This window comes from Ensifer sp. GW821-FHT05G01 (assembly GCF_059419585.1).
The window spans coordinates 659,291-683,669 of sequence record NZ_JBWKSC010000001.1 but is presented as its reverse complement, the minus strand read 5'-3'; the positions used below and the strand labels follow the sequence as shown (position 1 = coordinate 683,669).

Below are 24,379 nucleotides of genomic sequence, written 5' to 3'. Positions count from 1 at the left end.
CCCTTAAGGATCAGTTAACTAAATTACTCGGTGATGTCCACGCCGTCGAAGGCAAAATCGCCGAGCGGGCTCTGAACGAAGCCCTCAACGTTCTTGCGCATCGGCACGACCGAGAGAGAGTGGTCGATCGTGGCCCACGGCGCTTCGCGCTTGAAGACGACCTGAGCTTCTTCGTAGAGCTTGGTGCGCTCCGCGAGATCGGAGGTCTCCTTGGCCTTCTTCACGAGGGCGTCGAATTCCTGGTTGCACCACTGTGCGCGGTTGTTGCCGCCGACAGCGTTGCAGCCGAGCAGCGTGTCGAGGAAGTTGTCCGGGTCGCCGTTGTCGCCGGTCCAGCCGAGAATGACGGCACCGTCACGATCCTTGGCCTTCGACTTGTCGAGGTATTCGGCCCATTCGTAGGACACGATCTCGGCCTTGACGCCGACCTTGGCGAAGTCCGACTGCATCAGTTCAGCCGCACGACGGGCGTTCAGCATGTACGGACGCGAAACCGGCATTGCCCAGAGCTTCATCGACAGGTCCTTGACGCCTGCGTCTTCGAGCATCTTCTTGGCGACTTCCGGCTCGTAGGTGTCGTCTTCGAGCTTGTCGTTGTAGGACCACATCGTCGGCGGGATCGGGTTGACGGCCGGCTGGGCTGCGCCCTGGAAGACGGCGTCGACGATTGCCTGCTTGTTGATCGCCTTGTTCAGCGCCTTGCGCACTTCCGGCTTGTCGAACGGAGCCTGGGTCGTGTTGTAGGCGAGGTACGAGACGTTGAGACCGGCCTGTTCCATGACCTTCAGGTTCGGGTCAGCCTTCATCTTTGCAACGTCGGCAGCGTTCGGGAACGGCATCAGGTGGCATTCGCCGGCCTGCAGCTTCTGGTAGCGAACCGAAGCGTCGGACGTGATCGCGAAGACGAGGTCGTCGATCTTCTGCTTGCCACCCCAATAGTCCGGGTTTGCCTTGTAGCGGATGACGGCGTCCTGCTGGTAGGCGACGAAAGCGAACGGACCGGTGCCGAGCGGCATCTGGTTCATCTGTTCCATCTTGCCGTCAGCCTGCAGCTTGTCGGCGTATTCCTTCGACAGGATCGAAGCGAACGGCATCGCGATGTTGGCGAGGAACGGCGCTTCCTTGCGCGTCAGGGTGAACTTGACCGTCAGGTCGTCAACCTTCTCGACCGACTTGATGACTTCCGGGAAGCCCATGCCGGCGGCATACTCCCAGGAAGTACCGGCGATGTACTTGTTCCAGGGGTTGTCAGCCTTCAGCTGGCGCTCATACGAGAAAACCACGTCGTCTGCGGTGAGGTCACGGCTCGGCGTGAAGAACTCGGTCGTCTGGAACTTGACGCCCGGACGCAGCTTGAAGGTGTACTCCAGGCCGTCATCGGAAATCGTCCAGCTCTCGGCGAGGCCCGGCTCAACTTCGGTCGTGCCCTTCTTGAACTCGAGCAGGCGGTTGTAGACCGTGTGCGCAGCCGCGTCGAACGTCGTGCCGGCGGTGTACAGGCCCGGGTCAAAACCCTCAGGCGAACCTTCCGAGCAATAGACGAACGTCTTCGACCAGGCAGAGCCGGCCATCAGCGTGGCAAGCGCCGTCGCTGCAAAGAGAGTAGTGAGCTTTTTCATGAGCTTTGCTTCCCAGATTTGTTTTTGTTCTCGTGTTTTCCTGACGCGGAATGACGATTGCCCCCGGTCAAGGCCGGATGGAACGACATTTGGCGTCGCATTGCAATAAGTCGCCCAACAAATTTGTCTATGCGAAAAATTCTACCCGCAGCGGAGCTGGAAATCTGTCCACTGTTTTAGAATACCCTGACATTTCCGTGGCCTTTGACAGCCCCTGCACGGGCAGTGCGCCGCGTGCTCATCCGGTCTATCGTCGACGGTGCGGAGCGATGTTCGACGGGCAAAGCGCATGCGCAGAACGGACTGGTTGTAGCCATCCTTCGCTCCCATTCACCCGCCCTGCGTGTATCGCCACAGACGCAAGGGGCAGCGATTCGATGAAATCGCAAGAAACGGTCAATCCCAAGATAGTTGGGTAGAAATCACCCGACCGATTGTGCAATAGAACCTAGACAAAATCTCGGGGGAGACAATCGACGTGCCACAACGTCCTTGGGAGGGGGCGGCATCCGCCTCACGGCGCTTTCGGTCTCGCGGCAATGCCGCCGAGAGACGGTCGTGACGATGCCAATCCGCAATTTCGCCACCGGCCTCATGCGGTTGATTGAGCCGGCCTTGCGCGTAGACTGCCGCCTCGCGACAAAGGGGTAGCGCATTCGTGGCAAGTTTGCTGGAAAATCACAGGCGCTATGATCTCCGCAACGATCTGGAGAAAGCGCTCAACCGCGTCGACTTCTTCCGCATCTTTCACACGATGGCGCTGCGGTTCGGCTTCAATCATTTCGGCATTCTGCAGCTCGGCAACGAGAACGACGCGTGCATGCTGTCCACCCGGCTCGTCCTGCACGATCTTCCGTCGGGTCTGGCGGAAGAATACGACAAACGTCACCGCTTCGGCGATTCGCTCTTCTACAAGACCCTGCACACGTCGATTATTTCCTCCGTCTGGAGAGCTGATGACCCTGACTGCGCCAACGGCCAGAACCTGCTTGTCCAGCTCGGCTTCGAGCTGCTCTTGAGCGTGCCGGTGCACGCGGCGGCGACGGGCGCGCGGTATGCCGTACTGTTCCTGGGCGACGGCAACGATATCGCCCGCTCCGAGCATTTCGAGCTGACCTACGATGCCATCTGCGCTTTCGACTATTTCTACCGCATCGCGCTTTCCAACAAGGCCGGGATGGGCCTGACGCCGCGCGAAACGGAGATTCTCAAGTGGATTTCCCATGGAAAGACAGCCAGCGAGATTGCACTGATCGTATCGGTATCGGAACACACCGTGAATTCGCATACGGCGACGATCCTGAAGAAGCTGGATGTCGTCAATCGGACGCAAATGGTGGCGAAGGCGATACGCGAACAGATCATTCAGTGACGCCGGTCGACGGGACGATTTGAACATGGCAGCGCCGCAAGGCGGAAAGGCTGCAATCGGACGCCGCAGAAACAATACACACCCACCACCCAGCCGCTTGCCGATGGCAGGCGAGCACCGCAGAATGGCTCCCGGTCACTCAGGTACTTGGACGATCATGACACAAAAAGCCCATATCCTGCTCGTTGACGACGACCCTGCGGAGAACCTCATTCTGCGCGGGCTGATCAAGAAGGTCAGCACGATCGCGATTGAACTGCATTACTGCCAGACGATCGAAAGCGCGCTCGAATTCCTACGGTCGGGAAAACCGGTCTCGATGGTGCTGATGGACAACCGCCTTCAGCCGCAGCGCGACTTCCGCGAAACGGTACCGGCGCTCCGGCACCAAGGCTTCATCGGCCCGATCGGTGTTATCTCGGGGTCGCTCGTCGAGCCCTATTTCCAGAACCTGGAAGAATACGGCGCGGATTTCCGCATCGACAAGTCAGAGATCGATCCGACGGCAATAGAGTTCATACTGAGGGAGTATCTGGCGCCGCACTGAAACGGTGGCCGGAAGCAGCCCTGAACCGCGAAATCATGCGGCAGAATCAGGCGGTGCAGCGCCGGGCGTCATGACGGACACGCGGCGCCGCGAAACTGGGTTCAGGCCGCAGTCGTCTGCGGACGCTTGGTCTCTTCGATACCAAGCAGGAAGTTGATCTGGGGACGCGCCTTGACCAGATCGTCGATGGTATAGCCCTGCAGCACTTCGAAGAATGCGTTCAGAGCCTTGCGCAGAGCGGAGTTGAGACCGCAGCTGTCGACCAGCGGACAATCGATTTCGCCGGCCTCGAAGCATTCGGCCATGGCGAAGCTGTCTTCCGTCACCTTGACCACATCAAACAGGGTGATGGCCGAAGCGGGCTTCGGCAGGCGTACGCCGCCGTTGCGGCCACGCACGGTCTCAACCAGGCCGGCGCGGGTCAACGGCTGAAGGATCTTGAACAGAAACAACTCGGAGACGCCATAGGCCTTGGCGATTTCGGGAACGCGGCTGAGCCTCTCGCCGTTTGCAGCGCAGTACATCAACATGCGAACTGCGTAGTTCGTTTGTTTCGTCAGTCGCATCATTTGCTCCGGAATCGAGAGGTTTATCGAACCTTCATATAGGACGGATCGTAGTTTGGAACAATTCCAAAAAACCGAAAAAGTCACATCTGCTTGATCGTTAACCGTTACCCGGTTGACTGTTGGCCAGCTGCGGATCAAAAAGATGAGCGATTTTGTTAACTTAGCTCAAACCAAAAAATGGAGGAAACCATGTCCGTTTCAAGAGCTGCAATGGGCGTATTGTCCCTCACCGCAAGCCTGCTCGCGTCCACGGCCGCCTGGGCCGATGGCGAGGTCAACATCTATTCCTATCGTCAGCCCGACCTGATCAAGCCGCTGCTCGATGCCTTCACCAAGGAAACCGGCATCACGACGAACGTGCTCTTCCTCGACAAGGGCCTCGTCGAGCGCATCCAGGCCGAAGGCGCAAACTCGCCGGCGGACGTGATCCTGACAGTCGACATCAGCCGCCTCACCGAAGCCAAGGACGCAGGCGTGACCCAGCCTGTCGTCAACGAGACGATCAACAAGGACATTCCAGCACATTTCCGCGATCCTGAAGGCAACTGGTTCGGCCTGACCACCCGCGGTCGCGTCGTTTACGCCTCCAAGGACCGCGTCGCTGAGAACGACATCACCTACGAAGAGCTCGCTGATCCCAAGTGGAAGGGCAAGATCTGCACGCGTGACGGCCAGCACTCCTACAATATCGGCCTGTTCGCCTCGATGATCGCCCACAACGGCGAAGCCGAGACCGAGAAGTGGCTGACCGGCCTGAAGAACAATCTGGCGAAGAAGCCCGATGGCGGCGACCGCGACCAGGCCAAGGCGATCCTCGCCGGCGAATGCGACCTTGCGCTCGGCAACACCTACTATGTCGGCCTGATGCTGACCAACGAGAAAGAGCCGGAGCAGAAGGAATGGGCAGCGGCCATCAAGGTCCTCTTCCCGAACGCCAAGGACCGCGGCACGCATGTGAACATTTCGGGCATGGCGCTCGCCAAGAATTCCCCGAACAAGGACAACGCGCTGAAGCTGATGGAATTCCTGTCGGAAGGCGAAGCGCAGAAGATCTATGCCGAGCAGGTCTACGAATATCCGGTGCTGCCGGGTGCCGAGCCCTCCGACGTGGTCAAATCCTTCGGCACGATCAAGCCGGACGAGCTGCCGCTGGCCGAGATTGCCGCCAACCGCAAGAAGGCATCCGAGCTGGTCGACAAGGTCGGCTACAACGACGGTCCGCAGGACTGATCAAAACCCATTGCATGAACGGGAAACGGCGGGCCATGTGCCCGCCGTTTTCGTTTCTTGATCTACCGTGGGCGACAAAGTTCGAAGCCCCTTCCCCTACTGACCCTGCGCCTTGAGTTCGCCGGCATAGTCGAGGATTGCCTTGCGGCGCTCCGGCGTGCCGGGATGGGTCGCAAGGATGCTGGTATCGGAACTGTCGCCAAGCTCTTTTTCGAGCAGATCGAAGAACCGGGCGATCGCCGTGGGATCCCGCTTGGCCTTCACCATCAACTCGACGGAATGCCGATCCGCCGCCGCCTCCGCTGCCCGCGAGTAGGAGAGCGACAAAAGGCCGGCGCCCTGCACCAGAATGTCTTCCGCACCTGAGCCGATGTCGCCGCCAATCATCATCACCAGTCCAGCAACACCGGCCGCGCGGTAGATCTGCCGCAGGCTATGTTCCAGCTCGACGTGACCGATCTCGTGCGCCAGCACGCCGACGATCATTTCGGTGTCGTCGCCGGCAAGCTCGACCAGTTCATCGGTGACGATCAGCGTGCCGTCCGGGAGCGCGAAGGCGTTGGGTCCGATGAGCCCCCCCTTGCGGAAATTGAGCGTATAGCCCGCTTCACCGCGGTTGGAGAGGGCAGCAATCGACGTGAAGCCTGCCCGGATCCTTTCTTGCCGCTCGGCCGTCACCTGCGACTGGTCCAGGATGCCGCCGTCCAGCGCCTTCATGGTGCTTGCCGACATGAGCTCTGGCACGACGGGAGGGGTCACCAAAACGGCGACTTCGACCAATGCCGGAACAGCAAAGCGATAAACGGCCCATCCGAGAAATACCGTTGCTGCGACCACGAGGACCAGGTGCGGACGGAAGCGTTCCAGTTGGTGAACAACGCCGTGGACGCTCTTGCCGCGTTCGATCATCAGCCGATCGATGGCGTCGTTGTCGGTCGTCTCGAAAAGCGATCCGTCCGGGAACTCGACCCGCCGCGCAATCGTGCCGACACGCGCAGAGATATCGAGCTGCACGAAATCCGCAACCGCGAGGTTGGCGCGCGTCTCGTCTTGCGCGGCAATCTTGCCGCCCGTCTCCACAAGCCGCGAAGGCACCGACCGGCTCGAACCGGGCGGATGCCATTCTCCTGAGGCGATTGACGCGCGATCAGAAACCAAAATCGAAGCCTTCGAATTCGATGAATTCTGCGCCGACTGCCGAACCTTGTTGTTCAAGTTCGCTGACGAGGATTCCGACCGATCCGACGACCAGCACGCTGGTATGCTCCCAAGTATAGCGCGCCATTCGCACGGCGGCCCAGGGCCGCATGAGACCGAGCGTCAGGATCGTGACGAGAAGGTTCGAAATCGCGATCCAAGTGTAGCGCCCGCGGGAAAGGCTGCTGAGAAACCGATGCTTTTCATCGAACTTCGACCAACTCCAGACTGTATTGCGTACGGCAGCGCGATAGAACAGCGTTGCTACACCATAGACGAGTAGGAGCAGGACATAGCTGCTGCTCGCAACGGCAAAGAGTAGCGTGGGGGAACCCACTCCCGTCGCCGCCAGACCCGTCGCTCGAAGCGTACCCATGATGATTGCCGCGACCAAGATACCCATGGCGACCCCGAACGCAGCGCCGATGAGCAGCCCACGATAAAGCGGCGCAAGCGGTGGGTCCGTGTGAAAGGCCTTGCCGCCAAAGCGCAAGTTCGATCCGACGTATCGTCCGACCCAACGGCTGGCGAGCGGCGCCAGCAGACCAAGCGAGATTACCGCCAGCAGACCACCGAGGATAAACGCCTTGAAAGCGCCTCCGACTCCCCCAACGAAGTCGAAGCGGACATTGCGATAGCTCGTCACGCGCGCATTGAACCGCAGCCCCCTGACAACCAGCCAAGGTAGGGCGACGATGACGGCGAGTGTGGGCAGCAGCACCAGGATCGGCACGAGCGTGGCGATAATGTTCAGCACCACCAATACTCCAAGAACGATGAGCCGCCCGATGAGGATCTGCTTGCCCTTGGCGTGGTATTCAAAGCCACGACCGAGGAGAACGGTGTTGCCATAGAAGTACCGGTTGCGACGCACTTTCGCCCAGGCGGAATAAATGCCGAGCGTGACGATCGTCAGAAGCACGTTGACGATCCAGATCCCGAAGTATTCCTTGCCGCTTCCCATGAACGAGAAGCGGTGAAAATCGCTCGACACATCCCGCTCTTGCACTGCCTGAAACGACGTCGCCTCAGCTACGACCATGGAAATCCCCCTAGATCCATCCCATACGACAGCAGCTCCAAAATCGCCGCCGCGCGCAACCGCACAAAATCACACATGACTGGCTTGGTGTGCCCCCGCTCACCAGTTTCCGCGAAGGACATCGGTGCCGCCATCAGCATTCGCACCCTCTCCGCGATTCTCATCCTAGTTGTGCTGGATTGCAGAATGCAACAAAAAAGGGCCTCCCGAAGGAGGCCCTGGAGGCGGGAGGATCTTTATCCCGTTGTTACTTCATCGTCGGCATGACGAATTCGGCACCATCCTTGATACCAGACGGCCAACGCTCGGTGATCGTCTTGGTCTTGGTCCAGAACTTGATCGAGTCCGTGCCGTGCTGGTTGAGGTCGCCGAACGACGAGGACTTCCAGCCGCCGAAGGAGTGGTAGGCGAGCGGAACCGGGATCGGAACGTTGACGCCGACCATGCCGATGTTGATGCGCGAGGCGAAGTCGCGGGCAGCATCACCGTCGCGGGTGTAGATCGCGACGCCGTTGCCGTATTCGTGCTTCATCGGCAGGTCGAGGGCTTCCTCGTAGTTCTTGGCGCGAACAACCGAAAGAACCGGTCCGAAGATCTCTGTCTTGTAGATGTCCATGTCGGGGGTGACGTGGTCGAACAGGCAACCGCCGACGAAGTAGCCATCCTCATAGCCCTGGAGCTTGAAATCGCGGCCGTCGACGACGAGCTTGGCGCCCGCCTCAACACCACTGTCGATCAGGCTCCTGATGCGCGCCTGGGCTTCCTTGGTGACGACTGGGCCCATGTCGGCCTTCTCGTCAGTGTAAGGGCCGATGCGCAGGCTTTCGACCATCGGCGTCAGCTTGGCGATCAGGCGGTCGGCGGTGTCTTCGCCAACCGGAACGGCAACGGAGATTGCCATGCAACGCTCGCCGGCCGAGCCGTAGCCCGCACCCATCAGTGCGTTGGCAGCCTGGTCCAGATCGGCGTCCGGCATGATGATCATGTGGTTCTTGGCGCCGCCGAAGCACTGGGCGCGCTTGCCGTTCATGGCAGCCGTGCCATAGACATAGCGGGCAATCGGCGTCGAGCCGACGAAGGACACGGCAGAAATGTCGGGGTTGGTGAGGATCGCGTCGACCGCGCCCTTGTCACCGTTGACGACGTTGAGGATGCCGGCCGGCAGGCCTGCTTCGATCATCAGTTCGGCGAGGCGGATCGGAACGGACGGATCACGCTCGGACGGCTTCAGGATGAAGGCGTTGCCGCAGGCGATCGCCGGCGCAAACATCCACATCGGGATCATGGCGGGGAAGTTGAACGGCGTGATGCCGGCGCCGATGCCGACAGCCTGGCGGATCGAATACATGTCGATGCCGGGGCCAGCACCCTCGGTGAACTCGCTCTTCTGCAGATGCGGAATGCCGATGACGAATTCGCAGACTTCCAGGCCGCGAACGAGATCGCCCTTGGCGTCTTCGATCGTCTTGCCGTGCTCGCGCGACAGGATCTCGGCAAGCTCGTTCATGTGGGTGTTCAAGAGTTCGACGAACTTCATGAAGACGCGGGCGCGGCGCTGTGGGTTGGTGGCGGCCCACTTCGGCTGCGCAGCCTTGGCGCTGGCGACGGCTGCGCCCAGTTCCGCGTCGCTTGCCAGCGCCACGGTGCCCTGCACTTCGCCCGTTGCCGGGTTGAAAATGTTGCTCGTGCGGCCGCTGGTGCCGGCAACGCGCTTGCCATCGATGAAATGACCGAGTTCGTACATGGATGTCTCCTCCTGATCTTGATTGTGGCGGCATGATCGCACTACGATTTGAACAAAGCAATTTCCGATATTCAGCAACCGTTGTGCGTAAATTGAAGTCCACGAGGTCAGAAACATGAATTGGGACGATGTGAGAATGTTCCTGGCGGTCGCCCGCACCGGGCAGATCCTTGCCGCTTCAAAGCGGCTCGGCCTCAACCATGCCACGCTCAGTCGGCGGGTGACGGCGCTTGAGGAAACGCTGAAGACCCGCCTCCTCGTGCGCCGGCCGAACGGCTGCGAGCTGACGGCAGAGGGCGAGATCTTCCTGTCGGCCGCGGAGCGCATGGAAACGGAGATGCTCGCCGCACAGTCGCAGATCGGCCGCATCGACACGGCGATCGCCGGCACCGTGCGCATCGGCGCCCCTGATGGCTTTGGCGTTTCCTTCCTCGCACCCCGCCTCGGCCGGCTGACGGCGCGCTATCCGGAACTGAAGCTGCAGCTCGTGCCGGTCCCCCGCTCCTTCTCGCTGTCGCAGCGCGAGGCCGATATCGCCATCACCATCGAACGGCCGGAACAGGGACGGCTGGTCTCATCGAAACTGACCGACTACACGCTCGGCCTCTACGCGTCGATGACCTATCTGGCGCAGCACGGCACGCCGAAGACCATCGACGACCTCAAACACCATCGCCGGATCGGCTATGTCGAAGACCTGATCTTCACGCCGTCACTCAATTTTTCCGCCGAGATCATGCGCAGCTGGGACGCCTCCTTCGAGATCTCCAGCGCCACCGGCCAGACGGAAGCCGTGCGCTCCAGCGCCGGCATCGGCATCCTGCACAACTACATCGCCCGGCACACGTCGGAGCTGGAACGCATCCTGCCGGAAACGACGATCCGGCGCGCCTACTGGACCACCTACCACGAAAGCGCCCGCGACCTTGTGCGCGTGCGCACCGTCGCCGCGTTTCTGCAGGAATTGGTGACCGCCGAGCATCAGATGTTTGCTTGAGGGGAAAAGGTGCCGGCGGGCGCAGGTCTGGGCGTGGAAGCTGTGCATTCAATGCGGATAGCTAATCACAGTCAGGCCTTGTCGGATAACGCGCTTCGCACGATGCACAAAGCTTTCCTTAACTCCCCGAAGCGAGGAGGCAGATGGCCAAGCAAGCCAACTCACCGGGTGAATGCAGAAGCGTAGTGTTCTTTTTCAGACACATAGAAGCAATCCTTGTCGCCTCGGTCACGCCCCAACTTCACATCGACGTCTTCAGTCTCGACGGAAAAATGCTCAGCACCACGCTCGGCAGCTTCTTTTTCGGATCGCGAAAGCCCGAGATGAAGAACGTGACCTTCATACTCACCGGGTTGATCTGCAGACCACTTTACGGCGTACGTATCCAGCATTTGGAACCCCATTTTTGCTTGCTCTTCTTAGGCACAATTACCAGCATCACGTAACGTCCAGCGCGCCGAGCCTTCGTTCAAGTTGGGAACCACGTTGGGTGGCAACGCGACGGAAAAACGACCTTCACGAAGCTTAGTCCCGCAGCAGATAGCAAATGGGCCACAACCAAGGTTACGACTGCAAACATTTGACAGCGAGTATGATTTTATTGTGGAAAGAATGGTACGGTTGGGGGGTCTCGAACCTCCGACCTCAGGTGCCACAAACCTGCGCTCTAACCAACTGAGCTACAACCGCACAAACAAGCGACATCAGTCGCTTGGCGGCTCACATACGGAGACTTCCGTCGCATTGCAAGCCTAAACTTGAGATTATCCTGCAAAAAGACCGGATGGCAAGCCACCCGGTCCCATTCAAACCCAGCGCGGCCAGGGGCCGGCGCGGATCAGGCCTTCTTGAAAGAAGAGATCGCCTTTTCAGCGGCATCCTTGCCGGGCTTTACGACATTCTCGGCAACCTTCTTGGTTGCTTCCTGCATCGACTTGGTCTGCTCGACGGCAAGTTCAGCCTGCTTGCGGAAGAACGAGGTCTGCAGTTCGACGAATTCGGACAGCGACTTCACGCCGAGCAGCGCTTCCATGTGCGACAGCGAGTTTTCGGCATTGGTGCGCAGCGCGTCGATAGCCTTGAGGCCGAGCTCGACGCTACCGGTCTGGGCGCTTTCAAGCGTCGCTTCGACGGTCTTGCTGGCTTCCTCGGCAGCGGTCTTCATCTTGGAATAGGCATCCTTCGACTGGGCAGCGCCCTTTTCCGCGAAGTCGCGGAAGCTGTCGGCAACCTTGGCCGGGTCGAAAGAGGAGAAGGAAAATGCGTCGTCGATCTTCTTGGTAGCCATGAAAGCGCTCCTTGGTGTCAGGGCCCTCATTTGAGGCGCCGTTGATTGATGCACCTTATATAATCGATCTTCTTGTGCATTGCAATAAAATTGTGCAGTGCACAAATTCACCTGCGTTAACCCTTCGCGGTGAAAGGGGTGAGCGAAAGGCCCGGATTGCTGGACCCTCAGCCGCTCGGCGGGTATTAATAGAGTGTTAACGTACCCGCGACCCGTCAATAGGCCCGTCCATGCCCGCAAGACAGTACCCCTTCATCGACATTGCCGTGCACGAGCGGGTGCGCGAACATTTTGCGCGCGGCGATGCGGCGATCCTGTTTTCGCGGGATTTGAGCCGCGTTCTCTGGGCCAACGATCAGGGTGCCGCTTTCTTCGGCGCAGACTCCATCTACGACTTCATCGAATCCGGGCCTAGCCCGAACGACCTGTCGGCGCGCCAGCTGAAGGCGGCGGCGACACAGCTCGTTTCGGTCGGCGACCGCCGCCAGCTCCTGATGCGCATTGCCGCGGGCTTTCGAAGCGTGCCGCTCAATACGGCCGTCGAGCTGATCCGCGTCCGGCCGGACGAACTCGGCGTGCTGTTTACGGCCCCCCATTCCGGCAAGCCGCTTTCGACGGAGGATCGCGCAGCACGCATGATCGCCGGCCTTGATGGCCCGGACACGCACATGGCGGTGCTCGATGCCGACGGCGCGATCGTTGCGCAGTCGCCGGGCTTTGCCAATCTCGGCATGTCCGACGAGACGCGCCGCCAGCTCGTGCTGGCTGTTGCCCGCGACCACGACTGGCTGATCAAGCGCCCGGTCGCCACGGCAAAGGGACACCTGCCGGCCGCCATCGGCAAGATTGCCGACGAGCCGGCGCTGCATCTTCTCTTCGCGGTGGAAACCATTCTCGGCAACCTCGATCCGGACGAGGCACCGGCCGAGGCGGCGGTATCGGCGGATGATCAGGTCATCGCCGAAGACGAAATCGAGCAGCCGCTTGCGGAAGCCGACGAAACCGTCGGCGCGACTGAAGCTGATGCCCCCTTCCCCAATCAGGAAGTCGTCGGAGCTGGCGAGACGCCCGTGGAAACGGCGCCCGCTACAATGGCGGAAGATGCGCGCGAACAAACCGATGCTGTCGTGGACGCGCCCGTACAATCGCTGATCGCCGACACGGCACCTGCCACCGACGCGCTGCCGACGGCACCCCCTGCACAAACGGACGTCACCGACGCTCCGTCGCACTTCGCCTTTACCGCCGGCGGACGGGCGGTGCGGTTCGTCTGGAAGATCGACGCAGCAGGACAGTTCAGCGAAATCTCGGAGGAATTTGCCTCGGCCGTCGGGCCGAAGGCCGCCGACGTGATCGGCGCCAGCTTCGCTTCGGTTTCCGCCCGCTACGGGCTCGACCCCGACAACAAGATCAACGAACTCCTGCATCGCCGCGACACGTGGTCCGGAAAGACGATCTTCTGGCCGGTCGAAGGTACGAGCCTCAAGGTTCCCGTCGATCTCGCCGCTTTGCCGACTTATTCGCGCTCGCGGGAATTCGACGGCTTCCGCGGCTTCGGCATTGTGCGCGTTGCAGACGCGATCGAAGACGAAAACGCCAACGGCCTTTCGCTCGACCGGGACGAAGATCCGGCAGAGGCCGACGATATCACCACCGCCCCGGCTGCTGCGGAGCACCTGCCGGTCGCCGAAGAGGCGATCAATGCGGTTCAGAGCGACAGCGATACTGACGAGCCCTCGCTTTTTGTCGACGAGCCGCAGGCGAACGAGACGACGACGACCGCCGACGAACCTCAGCTGTCGACCGATCCATTCCTTGGCGAGCGGCCGGCGCTTCGCATCGTCGAGACGCCAGGACGACGGACTTCCGACAAGATCATCGAGCTCGAGCAGCACCGCCCGGCCGGGTCAAGCGCGCTTACCCGCGGCGAGCAGGCGGCGTTTCGCGAAATCGCGCGGCAGCTCGGCGAGAATTTCGTAGCGATGCCAGAGGCCCAGAATACGTCCTCGGACGAGGCTTCGGCCGACGCCACCCATGGCGAAAGCGAACGACCGGCATCGCAGCTTGACAATGAAGCAGATCTTGAGGCGATCCCGACTGCCGCCAGCGAGCCCGAACGGACGCTTGCGACGCCGACATCGAGCGAAGCCGCTGCAGCCGAACCTCGCTCCGACGACCTGGCCGAAGCGGGCATCGATCCGGCGGCAATAGCAACCGTTGGCTTTAGCGGCGAGATCCTCGACAGCCTGCCTGTCGGCCTGCTGGTGCATCGTGGCGACGATCTGTTGCACGCCAATCCGGAATTCCTGCGACTGACGGGATACGAAACCCTCGACGATTTCGAGCAGGAAGGCGGCATCGACGCGCTGTTTGCCAATGACGAAGAGATCGGCGACGCAGAGCCTGATGGCACGATGACGCTGATCCGCAAGACCGGCCAGCTGGTTGCGGTGACGGCCCACCTGCATTCGATCCGCTGGGACGGCAAGAGCGCGCTGATGCTGGCGCTGGCATCGACCGAAGCCTCGCAACCGCACGAGAGCGAAGCCGACCCGGCTGAAACCGTTCAGCCTGCCGTCGTCCCCGACGAACAGGTCGGCAAGCTCAAGACTGAAATCGACGAGCTGCGCTCGATCCTGGAGACGGCGACTGATGGCGTCGTCATTCTCGGGCATGACGGCGATATCCGCTCGGTCAACCGCTCGGCGAGCGCTCTCTTCAACTACGATGAGAGCGAAATCCGCGGCAAGCCGTTTGCGGCGCTCTTTGCCCATGAGAGCCAGAAGGCTGTTATCGACTACCTGCAGGGCCTGTCCGGTCACGGCGTTGCCAGCGTACTCAACGACGGCCGCGAGGTGATCGGCCGCGAGGCAGCGGGCGGCTTCCTGCCGCTGTTCATGACTATCGGCCGCCTGTCCGCCTCCAACGGCTATTGCGCCGTCATCCGCGACATCACCCAGTGGAAGCGCACCGAAGAAGAGTTGCGCAACGCCAAGCGCGCGGCCGAGACCGCAAACGCCCACAAGACCGAGTTCCTGGCGCGCGTCAGCCATGAAATCCGCACACCACTCAACGCGATCATCGGCTTTTCCGACATGATGGCCAGCGAGCATTTTGGCCCGGTCGGCCATCCCCGCTACATCGAATACGCCGGCGACATCGGCCGCTCCGGCCGCCACGTGCTCGACATCGTCAACGACCTCCTGGATATTTCCAAGATCGAGGCGGGCGAGATGGATCTCGACTTCGGCTCGGTCGAAATCAACGATGCGGTTTCCGAGGCGGTCTCGCTGGTGCAGCCGCAGGCCAACAGCCAGCGCGTCATCATCCGCACGTCGCTTTCGGCAACGGTGCCGAGCGTGGTCGCCGATAGCCGTTCGATCAAGCAGATCGCGCTCAACATCCTGGCGAACGCCATCCGCTTCACTCCATCGGGCGGTCAGATCGTCGTATCCACCTCCTATGAAGCGAACGGCAGCGTCATCCTTCGCATCCGCGACACCGGCGTCGGCATGACGCGCGTCGAACTCGATCAGGCGATGAAGCCGTTCCGGCAGGTGACAACAGGTGGCCGCAAGCGCGGCGACGGCACCGGCCTCGGCCTTCCGCTGACCAAGGCCATGGCTGAAGCCAACCGCGCGCAGTTCGCCATCACCTCCGCACCGAACGAGGGCACGCTGGTGGAAATTTCCTTCCCGTCACAACGCGTCTTGGCGAACTGACGACAGATGCTGTAAGGAAATGTTGACTTGGGGAAGCCAGTTTGTTGGCGTCCTCACGGCCATTCCTTGCCGTTTCGCTCCGGATCCGATCGATTGCAGTCCACGTCACAAAGCCTCAAGCGGCGCCGCACCGGCGCGAAAACCGGTCTTTCGCATCCACTGCTCGCCGTGTGGGCCGGGGGTGCCTCGCTGATTGTGCTGATGCCGATCCTCGCCATTGCCTGGCTGGCGATCTCGGGCGGCGGCGCAGACTGGCCGCATCTCATGCAAAACGTCATCCCGCGCGCCACCATCCGCACGGTGCTGCTGATCGGGCTGACCGGGGCGACGACAGCCGTCGTCGGCATCCTGACCGCGTGGCTGGTGGCAAGCTGCGAGTTTCCCTTGCGCCGGTTTCTGTCTGCAGCACTCGTGCTGCCGCTCGCTATTCCCGCCTATCTGGCGGCCTATGCCTTCGGCGAGCTGTTTACCTTCACCGGCCCGGTGCAGGGGGCGATCCGCGTCCTTTTCGGCTTCAAGACGAGCCGCGATTATTGGTTCCCCGACATCCGCTCGCTCGGCGGCGCCGTGCTGGTGCTGAGCTCCGTGCTCTATCCCTATATCTATCTCGCCTGCCGCTCGATGTTCCTGATGCAGGGGCGCGCAGCCGCCGACGTTGCCCGCACGCTTGGCGCCGGGCCGCTGAAAGTGTTCTTCCGCATCCAGATCCCGATGGCGCGACCGGCGATCATGATCGGCCTGACGCTGGTCGCGATGGAGACGCTCAACGACATCGGCGCCGTCGAATTTCTCGGCGTGCAAACGCTGACCTTCTCGATCTTCGACACCTGGCTGAACCGCGGCAGCCTTGCCGGCGCGGCCCAGATCGCCTGCATCATGCTCGTCTTCGTCATCGGGCTGATGATGATCGAACGAGCGGCGCGGCGCAGGCAGCGTTTCTCCAGCCAGAAGACGACATCGGCCGTGCATGACGCCTCCAGGCTTTCGCTATCCGGCTGGAAGAAGTGGGCCGCGACGATCGTCTGCCTGCTTCCGGTTCTCTCCGGCTTTGCGGTACCGTTCCTGATTCTGGGCAATTACGCGCTGAAGCGGCTCGATCAATTCATCGAGCCAAGGCTCTTGAACGCACTCTTCCACAGCATCCTGGTGTCCGGTGCCACCGCTCTGGTGACGGTGCTGCTTGGCTTCGTGCTCGCCTATGCGGCGCGGACCGGGCGCTCGCGCTTCACCGACACGGCCGGCCGCCTCGCCTCCTTCGGCTACGGCGTGCCCGGCACGGTTCTGGCCATCGGCGTGCTCTTTCCGCTGGCAGCGCTCGACAATTGGGTCGATGCCGGCTTTCGCAGCGCCTTCGGCATCTCCACCGGCCTGCTGATGACCGGAACGGGCTTTGCCATCATCTATGCCTGCACCGTGCGGTTTCTCACCATGGCCGAAGGCACGCTGGAGGCGGGCTTCCAGAAACTGTCGCCGCATCTCGACATGGCCGCGCGCGCGCTCGGCCGCACCGGCGGGCAGACGCTGCGTACCGTGCTTCTGCCGATGATGCGCCCTGCCGTCCTGACCGCGGCACTGCTCGTCTTCATCGAGACCATGAAGGAACTGTCGGCGACGATCATGCTGCGCCCGTTCAACTTCAACACCCTTGCCACCCTTGTCTATGAGGACGCCTCGCGTGCGAAGGTCGAGGATGCGTCGGTGGCGGCGATGATCATCGTTATAGCCGGCATGATCCCCGTGATCCTGGTGTCGCGATCGATGGAACGGCGGCCCTAAGGTCTATCCCGGAAAAGGGAGAAGAGGTTCTCTCCGCCTGAAGCGCGGCAAGACCCGGCACCCTCAAGGCAAAAAAAGAGGCGGCTGGGAGGCCACCTCGTTAATCGAATGCTAAACCAACAAATGCTCGAGAAGTAATGACATCATGTCTGCGGCGGCATCGCTGCCAGGCGCCGACCACTCATCGGCCGGCCTCAAGTTGGGATGACCATGCGCTCCCAATCCTTAACAAGACCTTACCAGCCGATCCGACAATTTTAGGGATTTATCAGCAAGTCTGAAGCCTTGGTTAATTCCAAAAGCGCGAACAAGTTAACGCCCCTTCAATTTTTAAGGGCATCGAGCCCGGCAAAAAGATCGAGCGCTTCCGGGTTGGCAAGCGCCTCCTTGTTCTTGACCGGGCGCCCGTGAACGACGTCGCGGACAGCCAATTCGACGATCTTGCCGGATTTCGTGCGCGGAATATCGGCAACAGCAATGATCTTCGCCGGCACATGACGGGGCGATGCACCCGTGCGGATGCGGTTCTTGATCGCCTTCTCAAGCCCCTCATCGAGTGACACGCCGGACGCCAAGCGCACGAACAGCACGACGCGCACGTCATCCTCGAAATCCTGGCCGATGCAGAGGGCTTCCGCGACCTCTTCCATCTGCTCGACCTGGTTGTAGATCTCCGCCGTGCCGATGCGCACGCCACCCGGATTGAGCGTCGCGTCGGAGCGGCCGTGGATGATGATGCCGCCATGCGACGTCCATTCGGCAAAATCGCCATGGCACCAGACGTTCTCGAAGCGCTCGAAATAGGCCGCGCGATATTTGACGCCTTCGGGATCGTTCCAGAACATGACCGGCATCGACGGGAATGCCTTGGTGCAGACCAATTCACCTTTTTCGCCGCGCACGGAGCGACCCTCGTCGTCCCAGACATCCATCGCCAGGCCAAGGCCCGGCCCCTGGATCTCGCCGCGCCACACGGGCTTCAGCGGATTGCCGAGCACGAAGCAGGAGACGATGTCGGTGCCGCCGGAGATCGAGGCAAGCTGGACATCCGGCTTGATGCCCTCATAGACGAAGGTAAAGCCTTCGGGCGACAGCGGCGAGCCTGTCGAGGTGAGCAGGCGCAGATGGGAGAGATCGTGGGTTTTTGCCGGCTCGAAACCGCCCTTGCGGACCGCATCGATGTATTTTGCCGACGTGCCGAACACGGCGAACGTCTCTTCCGCCGCGTAATCGAAGAGCACGTTTCCATCCGGGTAGAACGGCGAGCCGTCAAACAGGCAGAGCGTCGCGCCGACCGCCAGACCCGAGGCGAGCCAATTCCACATCATCCAGCCGCAGGTGGTGAAATAGAAGAGTTTTTCGCCGTCACCGAGCCCGCAGTGGAAGCGATGTTCCTTCAAATGCTGCAGGAGCGTGCCGCCCGCGGAATGTACGATACACTTGGGAACGCCCGTGGTGCCGGAGGAGAACAGCACATAGAGCGGATGGCCGAACGGCAGGCGCTCGAAAGAGAGCGACCGGGCTTCGAATGGCGCGATGAAGTCCTCGAGCGTCACACCTTCGGCAATAGAAGCAGCCAGCGCTCTCGCCTCGCCCGCATAGGGGACGATAAGAGTGGGAACGCCGAGAGCCGCGGAAACCGCGCGAACCTTTGCGTCAACGTCCTGGCGCTTACCGTTATACCAGTAGCCGTCGCAGGCGATGAAGAGTTTCGGGCTGATCTGGCCGAAACGATCGAGCACGCCCTGCTCGCCGAAATCAGGCGAACAGGACGACCAGATCGCACCGATCGAGGCCGTCGCCAGCATCAGCGCGATCGTTTCGGGCATATTGGGCATCATGGCGGCGACGCGGTCGCCGCTGCCGATACCACGCGCCTTCAGCGCCTGCTGCAGCCGCGAGACCAGTGCGCGCAGATCATCCCAGGAAAGCCGGTAGCCGACCTTGTCTTCGCCGCGGAAAATCAGCGCGTCGTCGCTGCCGACGCGGCGCAAAAGGTTCTCGGCGAAATTCAGCCTGGTATCGGGAAAAAACCGCGCGTCGAGCATGCGGTCGCCGTTGACGAGAGCCGTCGCGCCACGATCGCCGATCACCTCGCAATGCTCCCAGACCGCCGTCCAGAAGTCGCCGCGTTCGGCAACCGACCAGGCGTGAAACGCGTCATAATCGGCAAAGTCCTTGCCGAAGCGCTCGCTGCACCAGGCGATGAACTGCGCCATCGGGCTATGCTCGCGGATCTCTGGACCGGGAACCCACAAAGGTTGCTCAGACTGCATGCTTTCCTCCACTCCTACTCCACGCCCTCTATATCATGCTGCAACGCAAAATAAACAGCAGGAGAACCTGCGCGGGCGTCGCATTGGCGACATTTCCATGTCGGCTGCATTTGATTTATGCAAGCCGAAAGCCTATCCAATCTGCGTGATCCCTAGGGATGGGCAACCAGGCGGAAATGACAAGAAAAATCCTGCATATGTTGGGTCGACCACGCCTTTGGTCGCGGCTTCGCCGTCGCCATTTCCTCTGGCCCGCGGCGATCGGCATCGCGCTTGCCGTCGGGTACAACGCGGCCCTGCCGCTGGTGATCTCGACCACGGACGTGCGACCGACGATGGAGCGCATGCTCGACGCCTGGTCGGGTGGCAAAAGCAGGATCACCGGCGAGCCGGACATCCGTTTCTGGCCGAACCCGACGCTGACTTTGTACGGCGCCACGATCGAGACGACCGACGGCACCCCCCGCACACTCGCGCGGATCGGCAGCATCACGGCAGCCTTCAGCCTGCTTTCAGCACTTCGCGGCGAACCGGCACTTGAAGACATCCGCCTGATCGAGCCGGTGGTGACGCTGGAGCGCGGCGCGGACGGCACGCTCAACTGGGAGCGGCCGCGCTGGCTTGCGCCGCGCGAACCTGCCGCTGCCAACGGCGACACACCCTTCGGCGACATCACGATCGAGAACGGCCGCTTGCAGGTGTTTGATCGGACGACCAATTATGCGCGCGAATTTCCCGGCATATCCGGCACGGTGAAGTGGCCCGCCTTTGCCGGGCGGCTCAACGCGCAACTGTCGAGCGTGATCGGTGGCCAGACAGTGAGCTGGTCCCTCGCCTGCGACGAGCCGCTGACACTGCTGGCCGGCCGCAACACGACGCTAAAGACGTCGCTGACCTCAGCACCTCTCAACTTTTCCTTCGACGGCGTCGGCAATCTGTCGATGAAACCCTTCGCGTCGGGCCGGCTCCAGGTTTCCACCGCGTCGCTGCCCGCACTTGCGGCCTGGTTCGAGGGCGCTTCGCACGAAGGGCTGCCTGAAAGCAGCTTCAACCTCAATGCCAATGTCACCACCGGCGATGCGACGCTGAAGCTGGATGACCTGCATCTGTCGCTCGGCGGGGCAAACGCAACCGGTGTGCTCGACGTTGCCATTCCGGCCGACGACACGCCGCGTGTCGAGGGCACGCTCGCCTTCGACAAGATCGACCTCAACGGGCTGCAACCGTTGTTCGTCGAGCTTCCGGTCGATCCCGAGGAACTTGCCAGACATATGACCGACGCCTTCGCCCGCACCTGGCGCGTCGACGTTCGCCTGTCGACGCAGGAGGCGGCGATCGGTCCGCTGCGGCTGACCGACGTGGCCGCCGGCGTCATGGTCGATCACGGGCGTGCTTCGCTCGATATCGGCGACAGCACCTATGCCAATGGCAGGCTCAGCGGCCGGCTCGTGCTGTCTGAAGCTGGCCTTGCGCGTGGCGGCAAGTTGGCGCTGGTTCTGAAGGACGCTGACCTTGCAGCGGCCGCTGCCGACTTCGGCTTTGCCGGCCCCGTGCCGACGGGACGCGGCAGCGTCAATCTCGACCTTGCCACCGACCATCCGTTCTGGACGCCGCAGGCAGCCGACGCATCCGGGCGCCTGACCTTGTCGCTTGCCAACGGCAAGCTCTCGGAGTTCGACGCCAACGCCTTTTCGGACCTGGTGCGCAAGGGCGAGTTCTTCTCGCTGTCGCAGGCGAGCAGCGGCACGTTCGATTTTCAGCGCGCCGATATCGAGGCGCGTTTCAGCAACGGATCGGCCCGGTTGAACCGCGCAACCTTTACCGGGCCTTCGGGCAGCCTGTCGATCAACGGCGTCATTCCCTATCGCACCGGCAGCCTGGCTCTCGCCGGGACCTTTACCGACGCCAACAATGCGGCGCAGCGCTTGCGGTTCTTCGTCGGCGGCTCCTGGCCGAACGCGGTGATCTCGCCGCTTTCGGTTCTCGGCGAGCCCAACTGAAACGGCCGGCGCTTGACGCACCGGCCGTCGCGAAGAACGGATTTAAGCTTTACTGCGCGAAAGCGGCGCGCTCGTCCCTCTCTCGCTGTGCTTCACGCTGTTTGGTTACAACGGAGGCGACGACGACCCCAATGGCGACGATGCCGATCAGGATCGTGCAGATGGCGTTGATTTCAGGCGTCACCCCAAGGCGCACCTGGCTGTAGATCTTCATCGGCAGCGTGGTCGCCCCAGGTCCCGTCGTGAAGCTTGAGATCACGAGATCGTCGAGCGATAGCGTGAAGGCCAGGACCCAGCCGGAGAACACCGCCGGCGCGATCACCGGCAGGGTGATCGCAAAGAAGGTCCTGACCGGCGTTGCACCCAGATCGAGTGCTGCCTCTTCGATCGACTGATCGAAGCTCAGGAGCCGCGACTGCACGACGACGGCAACGAAGCACATGGTGAAGGTGATGTGCGCGAGCGTGATCGTCCAGAAGCCGCGGTCGAGCCCGATGGCGACGAACAGCAAGAGCAGCGAGAGGCCGGTGATGACCTCGGGCATGACCAGCGGCGCATAGACCATGCCGGAAAACAGCATGCGACCGCGAAAGCGCGTGTAGCGCACCAGCGCAAGCGCCGCGAGCGTTCCAAGCACCGTCGCGCAGGTGGCCGAGATCAGCGCGACGCGGATGGTGACCCAGGCGGCGTCGAGCAGTGCTTGATTGTGCCAGAGCTGCGCGTACCACTTGGTCGAGAACCCGGCCCAGACGGTAACGAGCTTCGATTCGTTGAACGAGAAGATCACCAGAAGCACGATCGGCAGATAGAGGAAGCCGAAGCCGAGCACGATCGAGGCGATGTTGAAGCGTGACCAGTTGCCCATGAACTACCTCCCCTCGCCGTCGGCCTTGGCTTGTGCGTTCTGGAAGAACACGATCGGTATCACCAGGATCAAAAGCAGGATCGTGGCAACCGCCGAAGAGACCGGCCAATCGCGGTTGGCGTTGAACTCGTTCCAGAGTGTCTTGCCGATCATCAGCGTTTCCGAGCCGCCGAGCAGATCGGGGATGACGAACTCGCCGACCGCCGGGATGAAGACGAGCAGGCAGCCGGCAACGACGCCGGCCAGGGACAGCGGGAACGTCACTTGCCAGAAGGCCGAGAATGGCGTGCAGCCGAGATCCAGCGCCGCCTCCGTCAGGGTGTGGTCCATCTTCTCCAGCGACGAGTAGATCGGCAGCACCATGAACGGCAGGTAGGAGTAGACGATACCGATATAGATCGCCCAATTGGTGTTGAGGATGATCAGCGGCTGGTCGATGACATTGATGCTCATCAGGAACTGGTTGAGCAGCCCTTCCGGCTTCAGGATGGCGATCCAGGCGTAAACACGGATCAGGAAGCTGGTCCAGAACGGCAGGATCACCAGCATCAGAAGCGTCGGACGGATCGATTTCGGCGCCTTCGCCATCCCGTAAGCAACGGGATAGGCGATCATCAATGTCAGGACCGTCGAAATGGCGGCGATGATGACGCTCGACACATAGGCATTGAAATAGAGAACGTCCTCGGTCAGCCAGACATAGTTGTCGAGCGAGAACTCCCGCGCCTTTTCCATGATGCCGGAAAGACCACCGAAGAGGTCGAAGACTGGCGTGTAGGGCGGCATTGCCACCGCCGTCTGCGACAACGAGATGCGGAAGACGATGAAGAACGGAATCAGGAAGAAGAACAGCAGCCAGGCATAGGGGATGATGATGACCAGGCGGCTGAAGAGGGCTGATGCAACTCTCGCCATGGCTTCAATCCTTCAAGACGACGCCGGCGTCTTCGCCGAACGAGATCCACACCTGCTGGTCGTAGCCGAAGGGGTCTTCGACGGCGCGCACCGCATTGAGCGACGACGCTTTTACCACCCTCCCATCCTTCAACCTGACATGGAAAACGGTCATGTCGCCGAGATAGCCGACGTCCCAGATCTCTCCCTCGACAGCGTTGAGGGGCGCATGGGCCGGTGGCTGTCGGCTGACGCGGATCTTTTCCGGACGAATGGCGACCGCGGCCTTGGCGCCAACGGACGGCTTGTCCGGCGATGCCATGCGGATCGGAAAACCGTTGCCGGTTTCAATGCGGAGGTAACCGTTTTCGACGGCGGAAACTGTTCCGTCGAAGATGTTCACGTCGCCGATGAAGTCGGCGACGAAGCGGGAATTGGGCGCTTCGTAGATTTCTGCGGGCGTCGCCACCTGCACAACCTTGCCGTGGCTCATGACCGCGATGCGGTCGGCCATGGTCATGGCCTCTTCCTGGTCGTGCGTAACGACGACGAAGGTCAAGCCGAGCTCCTGCTGCAGGTCCATCAGTTCGAACTGAGTTTCCTCGCGCAGCTTCTTGTCGAGCGCACCAAGCGGCTCGTCGAGCAGAAGCACCTTCGGTCGCTTGGCGAGCGAACGCGCGAGCGCGACGCGCTGGCGCTGCCCGCCGGAAAGCTGGTGCGGCTTGCGCTTGGCAAACTTCTCGAGCTTCACCAGCTTGAGCATCTGGCCGACGCGCTCGGCGATATCGGCCTTCGGCATGCCGTCCTGCTTGAGACCGAAGGCGATGTTGGTCTCGACGGTCATATGCGGAAACAGCGCATAGGACTGGAACATCATGTTGACCGGCCGACGATAGGGCGGGATGCCGGCAAGGCTCTGGCCGTCGAGGATGATTTCGCCCGAGGTCGGCTGCTCGAAACCGGCCAGCATGCGCAGGAGCGTCGACTTCCCGCAGCCTGACGCGCCAAGCAGCGCAAAGAACTCACGCGTGTAGATGTCGAGCGAAAGATCATCAACGGCGGTGAAATCACCGAACCGCTTGGTGACGTTCTTGACGGAAATGAATGGCTTGGAAGCGGGATCCGCCCAAGGGGCGAACGAGCGCCTGATACTGCCGAGTGACTTCATCATCTATCCCCGAATGATACAGCCGATGGGCACTCTCGTTTTCCCCGGTGCCCCCTTGAAAGAAAATTGCCCG

Annotated in this window: 18 protein-coding genes and 1 tRNA gene; 7 read left to right on the top strand and 12 right to left on the bottom strand. The window is 61.5% G+C overall.

What is annotated here, in order from left to right; translation table 11 throughout:
• Positions 1-23: 23 nt before the first annotated feature.
• Complete coding sequence (locus AC07UR_RS03295) at positions 24-1,619, bottom strand: ABC transporter substrate-binding protein (RefSeq protein WP_209787441.1); 1,596 nt, start codon at positions 1,617-1,619, stop codon at positions 24-26.
• A 658-nt stretch (positions 1,620-2,277) separates the two neighbouring features.
• On the opposite strand from AC07UR_RS03295, the gene AC07UR_RS03290 reads away from it, so the two are divergent.
• Complete coding sequence (locus tag AC07UR_RS03290) at positions 2,278-2,991, top strand: helix-turn-helix transcriptional regulator (protein ID WP_173419065.1); 714 nt, start codon at positions 2,278-2,280, stop codon at positions 2,989-2,991.
• A gap of 157 nt (positions 2,992-3,148) precedes the next feature.
• Positions 3,149-3,538 (top strand): response regulator, encoded by a 390-nt coding sequence (locus tag AC07UR_RS03285; protein ID WP_494700003.1) that lies wholly within the window; start codon positions 3,149-3,151, stop codon positions 3,536-3,538.
• A gap of 101 nt (positions 3,539-3,639) precedes the next feature.
• Here AC07UR_RS03285 and rirA read toward each other — a convergent pair whose 3' ends face one another.
• A complete protein-coding gene (gene rirA / locus AC07UR_RS03280; RefSeq protein ID WP_173419063.1) occupies positions 3,640-4,104 on the bottom strand; it encodes an iron-responsive transcriptional regulator RirA in 465 nt (154 codons plus the stop codon).
• A gap of 213 nt (positions 4,105-4,317) precedes the next feature.
• Between rirA and AC07UR_RS03275 the strand changes: the two genes are divergently transcribed.
• Positions 4,318-5,337 (top strand): Fe(3+) ABC transporter substrate-binding protein, encoded by a 1,020-nt coding sequence (locus AC07UR_RS03275; RefSeq protein ID WP_412728330.1) that lies wholly within the window; start codon positions 4,318-4,320, stop codon positions 5,335-5,337.
• A 96-nt stretch (positions 5,338-5,433) separates the two neighbouring features.
• Here the strand turns inward: AC07UR_RS03275 and AC07UR_RS03270 are convergent, their stop codons facing one another.
• The 3 genes from AC07UR_RS03270 to AC07UR_RS03260 all read right to left on the bottom strand — a co-directional run bounded on the left by AC07UR_RS03270 (position 5,434) and on the right by AC07UR_RS03260 (position 9,320).
• The gene (locus tag AC07UR_RS03270; protein WP_209787446.1) at positions 5,434-6,495 is read right to left on the bottom strand and encodes a M48 family metallopeptidase; all 1,062 of its coding nucleotides are present in this window, start codon (positions 6,493-6,495) and stop codon (positions 5,434-5,436) included.
• Positions 6,485-7,576, bottom strand: a complete 1,092-nt coding sequence (locus AC07UR_RS03265) for a YjgN family protein (RefSeq protein WP_209787448.1) — start codon at positions 7,574-7,576, stop codon at positions 6,485-6,487. Before AC07UR_RS03265 ends, AC07UR_RS03270 begins: the two co-directional genes overlap by 11 nt.
• A gap of 247 nt (positions 7,577-7,823) precedes the next feature.
• On the bottom strand, positions 7,824-9,320 hold the full coding sequence (locus AC07UR_RS03260) for a CoA-acylating methylmalonate-semialdehyde dehydrogenase (protein WP_209787450.1): 1,497 nt from the start codon (positions 9,318-9,320) through the stop codon (positions 7,824-7,826).
• A gap of 115 nt (positions 9,321-9,435) precedes the next feature.
• Between AC07UR_RS03260 and AC07UR_RS03255 the strand changes: the two genes are divergently transcribed.
• On the top strand, positions 9,436-10,317 hold the full coding sequence (locus tag AC07UR_RS03255) for a LysR family transcriptional regulator (RefSeq protein WP_209787452.1): 882 nt from the start codon (positions 9,436-9,438) through the stop codon (positions 10,315-10,317).
• Between the two features lie 161 nt (positions 10,318-10,478).
• On the opposite strand, the gene AC07UR_RS03250 is transcribed toward AC07UR_RS03255, so the two are convergent.
• The 3 genes from AC07UR_RS03250 to AC07UR_RS03240 all read right to left on the bottom strand — a co-directional run bounded on the left by AC07UR_RS03250 (position 10,479) and on the right by AC07UR_RS03240 (position 11,605).
• Positions 10,479-10,709 carry a hypothetical protein gene (locus AC07UR_RS03250; protein ID WP_209787454.1) on the bottom strand — a complete coding sequence of 77 codons (231 nt, stop codon included), beginning with the start codon at positions 10,707-10,709 and terminating at the stop codon, positions 10,479-10,481.
• A 221-nt stretch (positions 10,710-10,930) separates the two neighbouring features.
• A tRNA-His gene (locus AC07UR_RS03245) sits at positions 10,931-11,007 on the bottom strand.
• 148 nt (positions 11,008-11,155) lie between these two features.
• Positions 11,156-11,605, bottom strand: a complete 450-nt coding sequence (locus AC07UR_RS03240; protein WP_077504281.1) for a phasin — start codon at positions 11,603-11,605, stop codon at positions 11,156-11,158.
• A gap of 230 nt (positions 11,606-11,835) precedes the next feature.
• On the opposite strand from AC07UR_RS03240, the gene AC07UR_RS03235 reads away from it, so the two are divergent.
• Both AC07UR_RS03235 and AC07UR_RS03230 read left to right on the top strand, forming a co-directional pair.
• Positions 11,836-15,327, top strand: a complete 3,492-nt coding sequence (locus AC07UR_RS03235) for a PAS domain S-box protein (protein ID WP_494700004.1) — start codon at positions 11,836-11,838, stop codon at positions 15,325-15,327.
• 93 nt (positions 15,328-15,420) lie between these two features.
• On the top strand, positions 15,421-17,103 hold the full coding sequence (locus AC07UR_RS03230) for an ABC transporter permease (RefSeq protein WP_209787458.1): 1,683 nt from the start codon (positions 15,421-15,423) through the stop codon (positions 17,101-17,103).
• A 323-nt stretch (positions 17,104-17,426) separates the two neighbouring features.
• On the opposite strand, the gene AC07UR_RS03225 is transcribed toward AC07UR_RS03230, so the two are convergent.
• Positions 17,427-19,379 (bottom strand): acetoacetate--CoA ligase, encoded by a 1,953-nt coding sequence (locus tag AC07UR_RS03225; protein WP_209787460.1) that lies wholly within the window; start codon positions 19,377-19,379, stop codon positions 17,427-17,429.
• 176 nt (positions 19,380-19,555) lie between these two features.
• Here AC07UR_RS03225 and AC07UR_RS03220 point away from each other — a divergent pair, with 176 nt between their 5' ends.
• Complete coding sequence (locus AC07UR_RS03220; protein WP_209787462.1) at positions 19,556-21,379, top strand: AsmA family protein; 1,824 nt, start codon at positions 19,556-19,558, stop codon at positions 21,377-21,379.
• A 49-nt stretch (positions 21,380-21,428) separates the two neighbouring features.
• Here AC07UR_RS03220 and AC07UR_RS03215 read toward each other — a convergent pair whose 3' ends face one another.
• From AC07UR_RS03215 to AC07UR_RS03205, 3 genes are read right to left on the bottom strand one after another with little or no spacing between them, the layout of a single operon-like run.
• Positions 21,429-22,244, bottom strand: coding sequence for an ABC transporter permease (locus AC07UR_RS03215; RefSeq protein WP_173419048.1), 816 nt, complete (start codon positions 22,242-22,244; stop codon positions 21,429-21,431).
• 3 nt (positions 22,245-22,247) lie between these two features.
• Positions 22,248-23,159: an ABC transporter permease subunit gene (locus tag AC07UR_RS03210; RefSeq protein ID WP_173419047.1), complete on the bottom strand. Its 912-nt coding sequence runs from the start codon at positions 23,157-23,159 to the stop codon at positions 22,248-22,250.
• Positions 23,160-23,163: 4 nt separating this feature from the next.
• The gene (locus AC07UR_RS03205) at positions 23,164-24,306 is read right to left on the bottom strand and encodes an ABC transporter ATP-binding protein (protein ID WP_173419046.1); all 1,143 of its coding nucleotides are present in this window, start codon (positions 24,304-24,306) and stop codon (positions 23,164-23,166) included.
• Positions 24,307-24,379 lie beyond the last annotated feature (73 nt).

What these genes read in the sequence shown, in the direction of transcription:
- AC07UR_RS03295 (WP_209787441.1), bottom strand. Translation starts at nt 1,619, where the DNA reads ATGAAAAAGCTCACTACTCTCTTTGCAGCGACGGCGCTTGCCACGCTG.
- AC07UR_RS03285 (WP_494700003.1), top strand. Translation starts at nt 3,149, where the DNA reads ATGACACAAAAAGCCCATATCCTGCTCGTTGACGACGACCCTGCGGAG.
- rirA (WP_173419063.1), bottom strand. Translation starts at nt 4,104, where the DNA reads ATGCGACTGACGAAACAAACGAACTACGCAGTTCGCATGTTGATGTAC.
- AC07UR_RS03275 (WP_412728330.1), top strand. Translation starts at nt 4,318, where the DNA reads ATGGGCGTATTGTCCCTCACCGCAAGCCTGCTCGCGTCCACGGCCGCC.
- AC07UR_RS03265 (WP_209787448.1), bottom strand. Translation starts at nt 7,576, where the DNA reads ATGGTCGTAGCTGAGGCGACGTCGTTTCAGGCAGTGCAAGAGCGGGAT.
- AC07UR_RS03260 (WP_209787450.1), bottom strand. Translation starts at nt 9,320, where the DNA reads ATGTACGAACTCGGTCATTTCATCGATGGCAAGCGCGTTGCCGGCACC.
- AC07UR_RS03255 (WP_209787452.1), top strand. Translation starts at nt 9,436, where the DNA reads ATGAATTGGGACGATGTGAGAATGTTCCTGGCGGTCGCCCGCACCGGG.
- AC07UR_RS03250 (WP_209787454.1), bottom strand. Translation starts at nt 10,709, where the DNA reads ATGCTGGATACGTACGCCGTAAAGTGGTCTGCAGATCAACCCGGTGAG.
- AC07UR_RS03240 (WP_077504281.1), bottom strand. Translation starts at nt 11,605, where the DNA reads ATGGCTACCAAGAAGATCGACGACGCATTTTCCTTCTCCTCTTTCGAC.
- AC07UR_RS03235 (WP_494700004.1), top strand. Translation starts at nt 11,836, where the DNA reads ATGCCCGCAAGACAGTACCCCTTCATCGACATTGCCGTGCACGAGCGG.
- AC07UR_RS03225 (WP_209787460.1), bottom strand. Translation starts at nt 19,379, where the DNA reads ATGCAGTCTGAGCAACCTTTGTGGGTTCCCGGTCCAGAGATCCGCGAG.
- AC07UR_RS03220 (WP_209787462.1), top strand. Translation starts at nt 19,556, where the DNA reads ATGACAAGAAAAATCCTGCATATGTTGGGTCGACCACGCCTTTGGTCG.
- AC07UR_RS03215 (WP_173419048.1), bottom strand. Translation starts at nt 22,244, where the DNA reads ATGGGCAACTGGTCACGCTTCAACATCGCCTCGATCGTGCTCGGCTTC.
- AC07UR_RS03210 (WP_173419047.1), bottom strand. Translation starts at nt 23,159, where the DNA reads ATGGCGAGAGTTGCATCAGCCCTCTTCAGCCGCCTGGTCATCATCATC.
- AC07UR_RS03205 (WP_173419046.1), bottom strand. Translation starts at nt 24,306, where the DNA reads ATGAAGTCACTCGGCAGTATCAGGCGCTCGTTCGCCCCTTGGGCGGAT.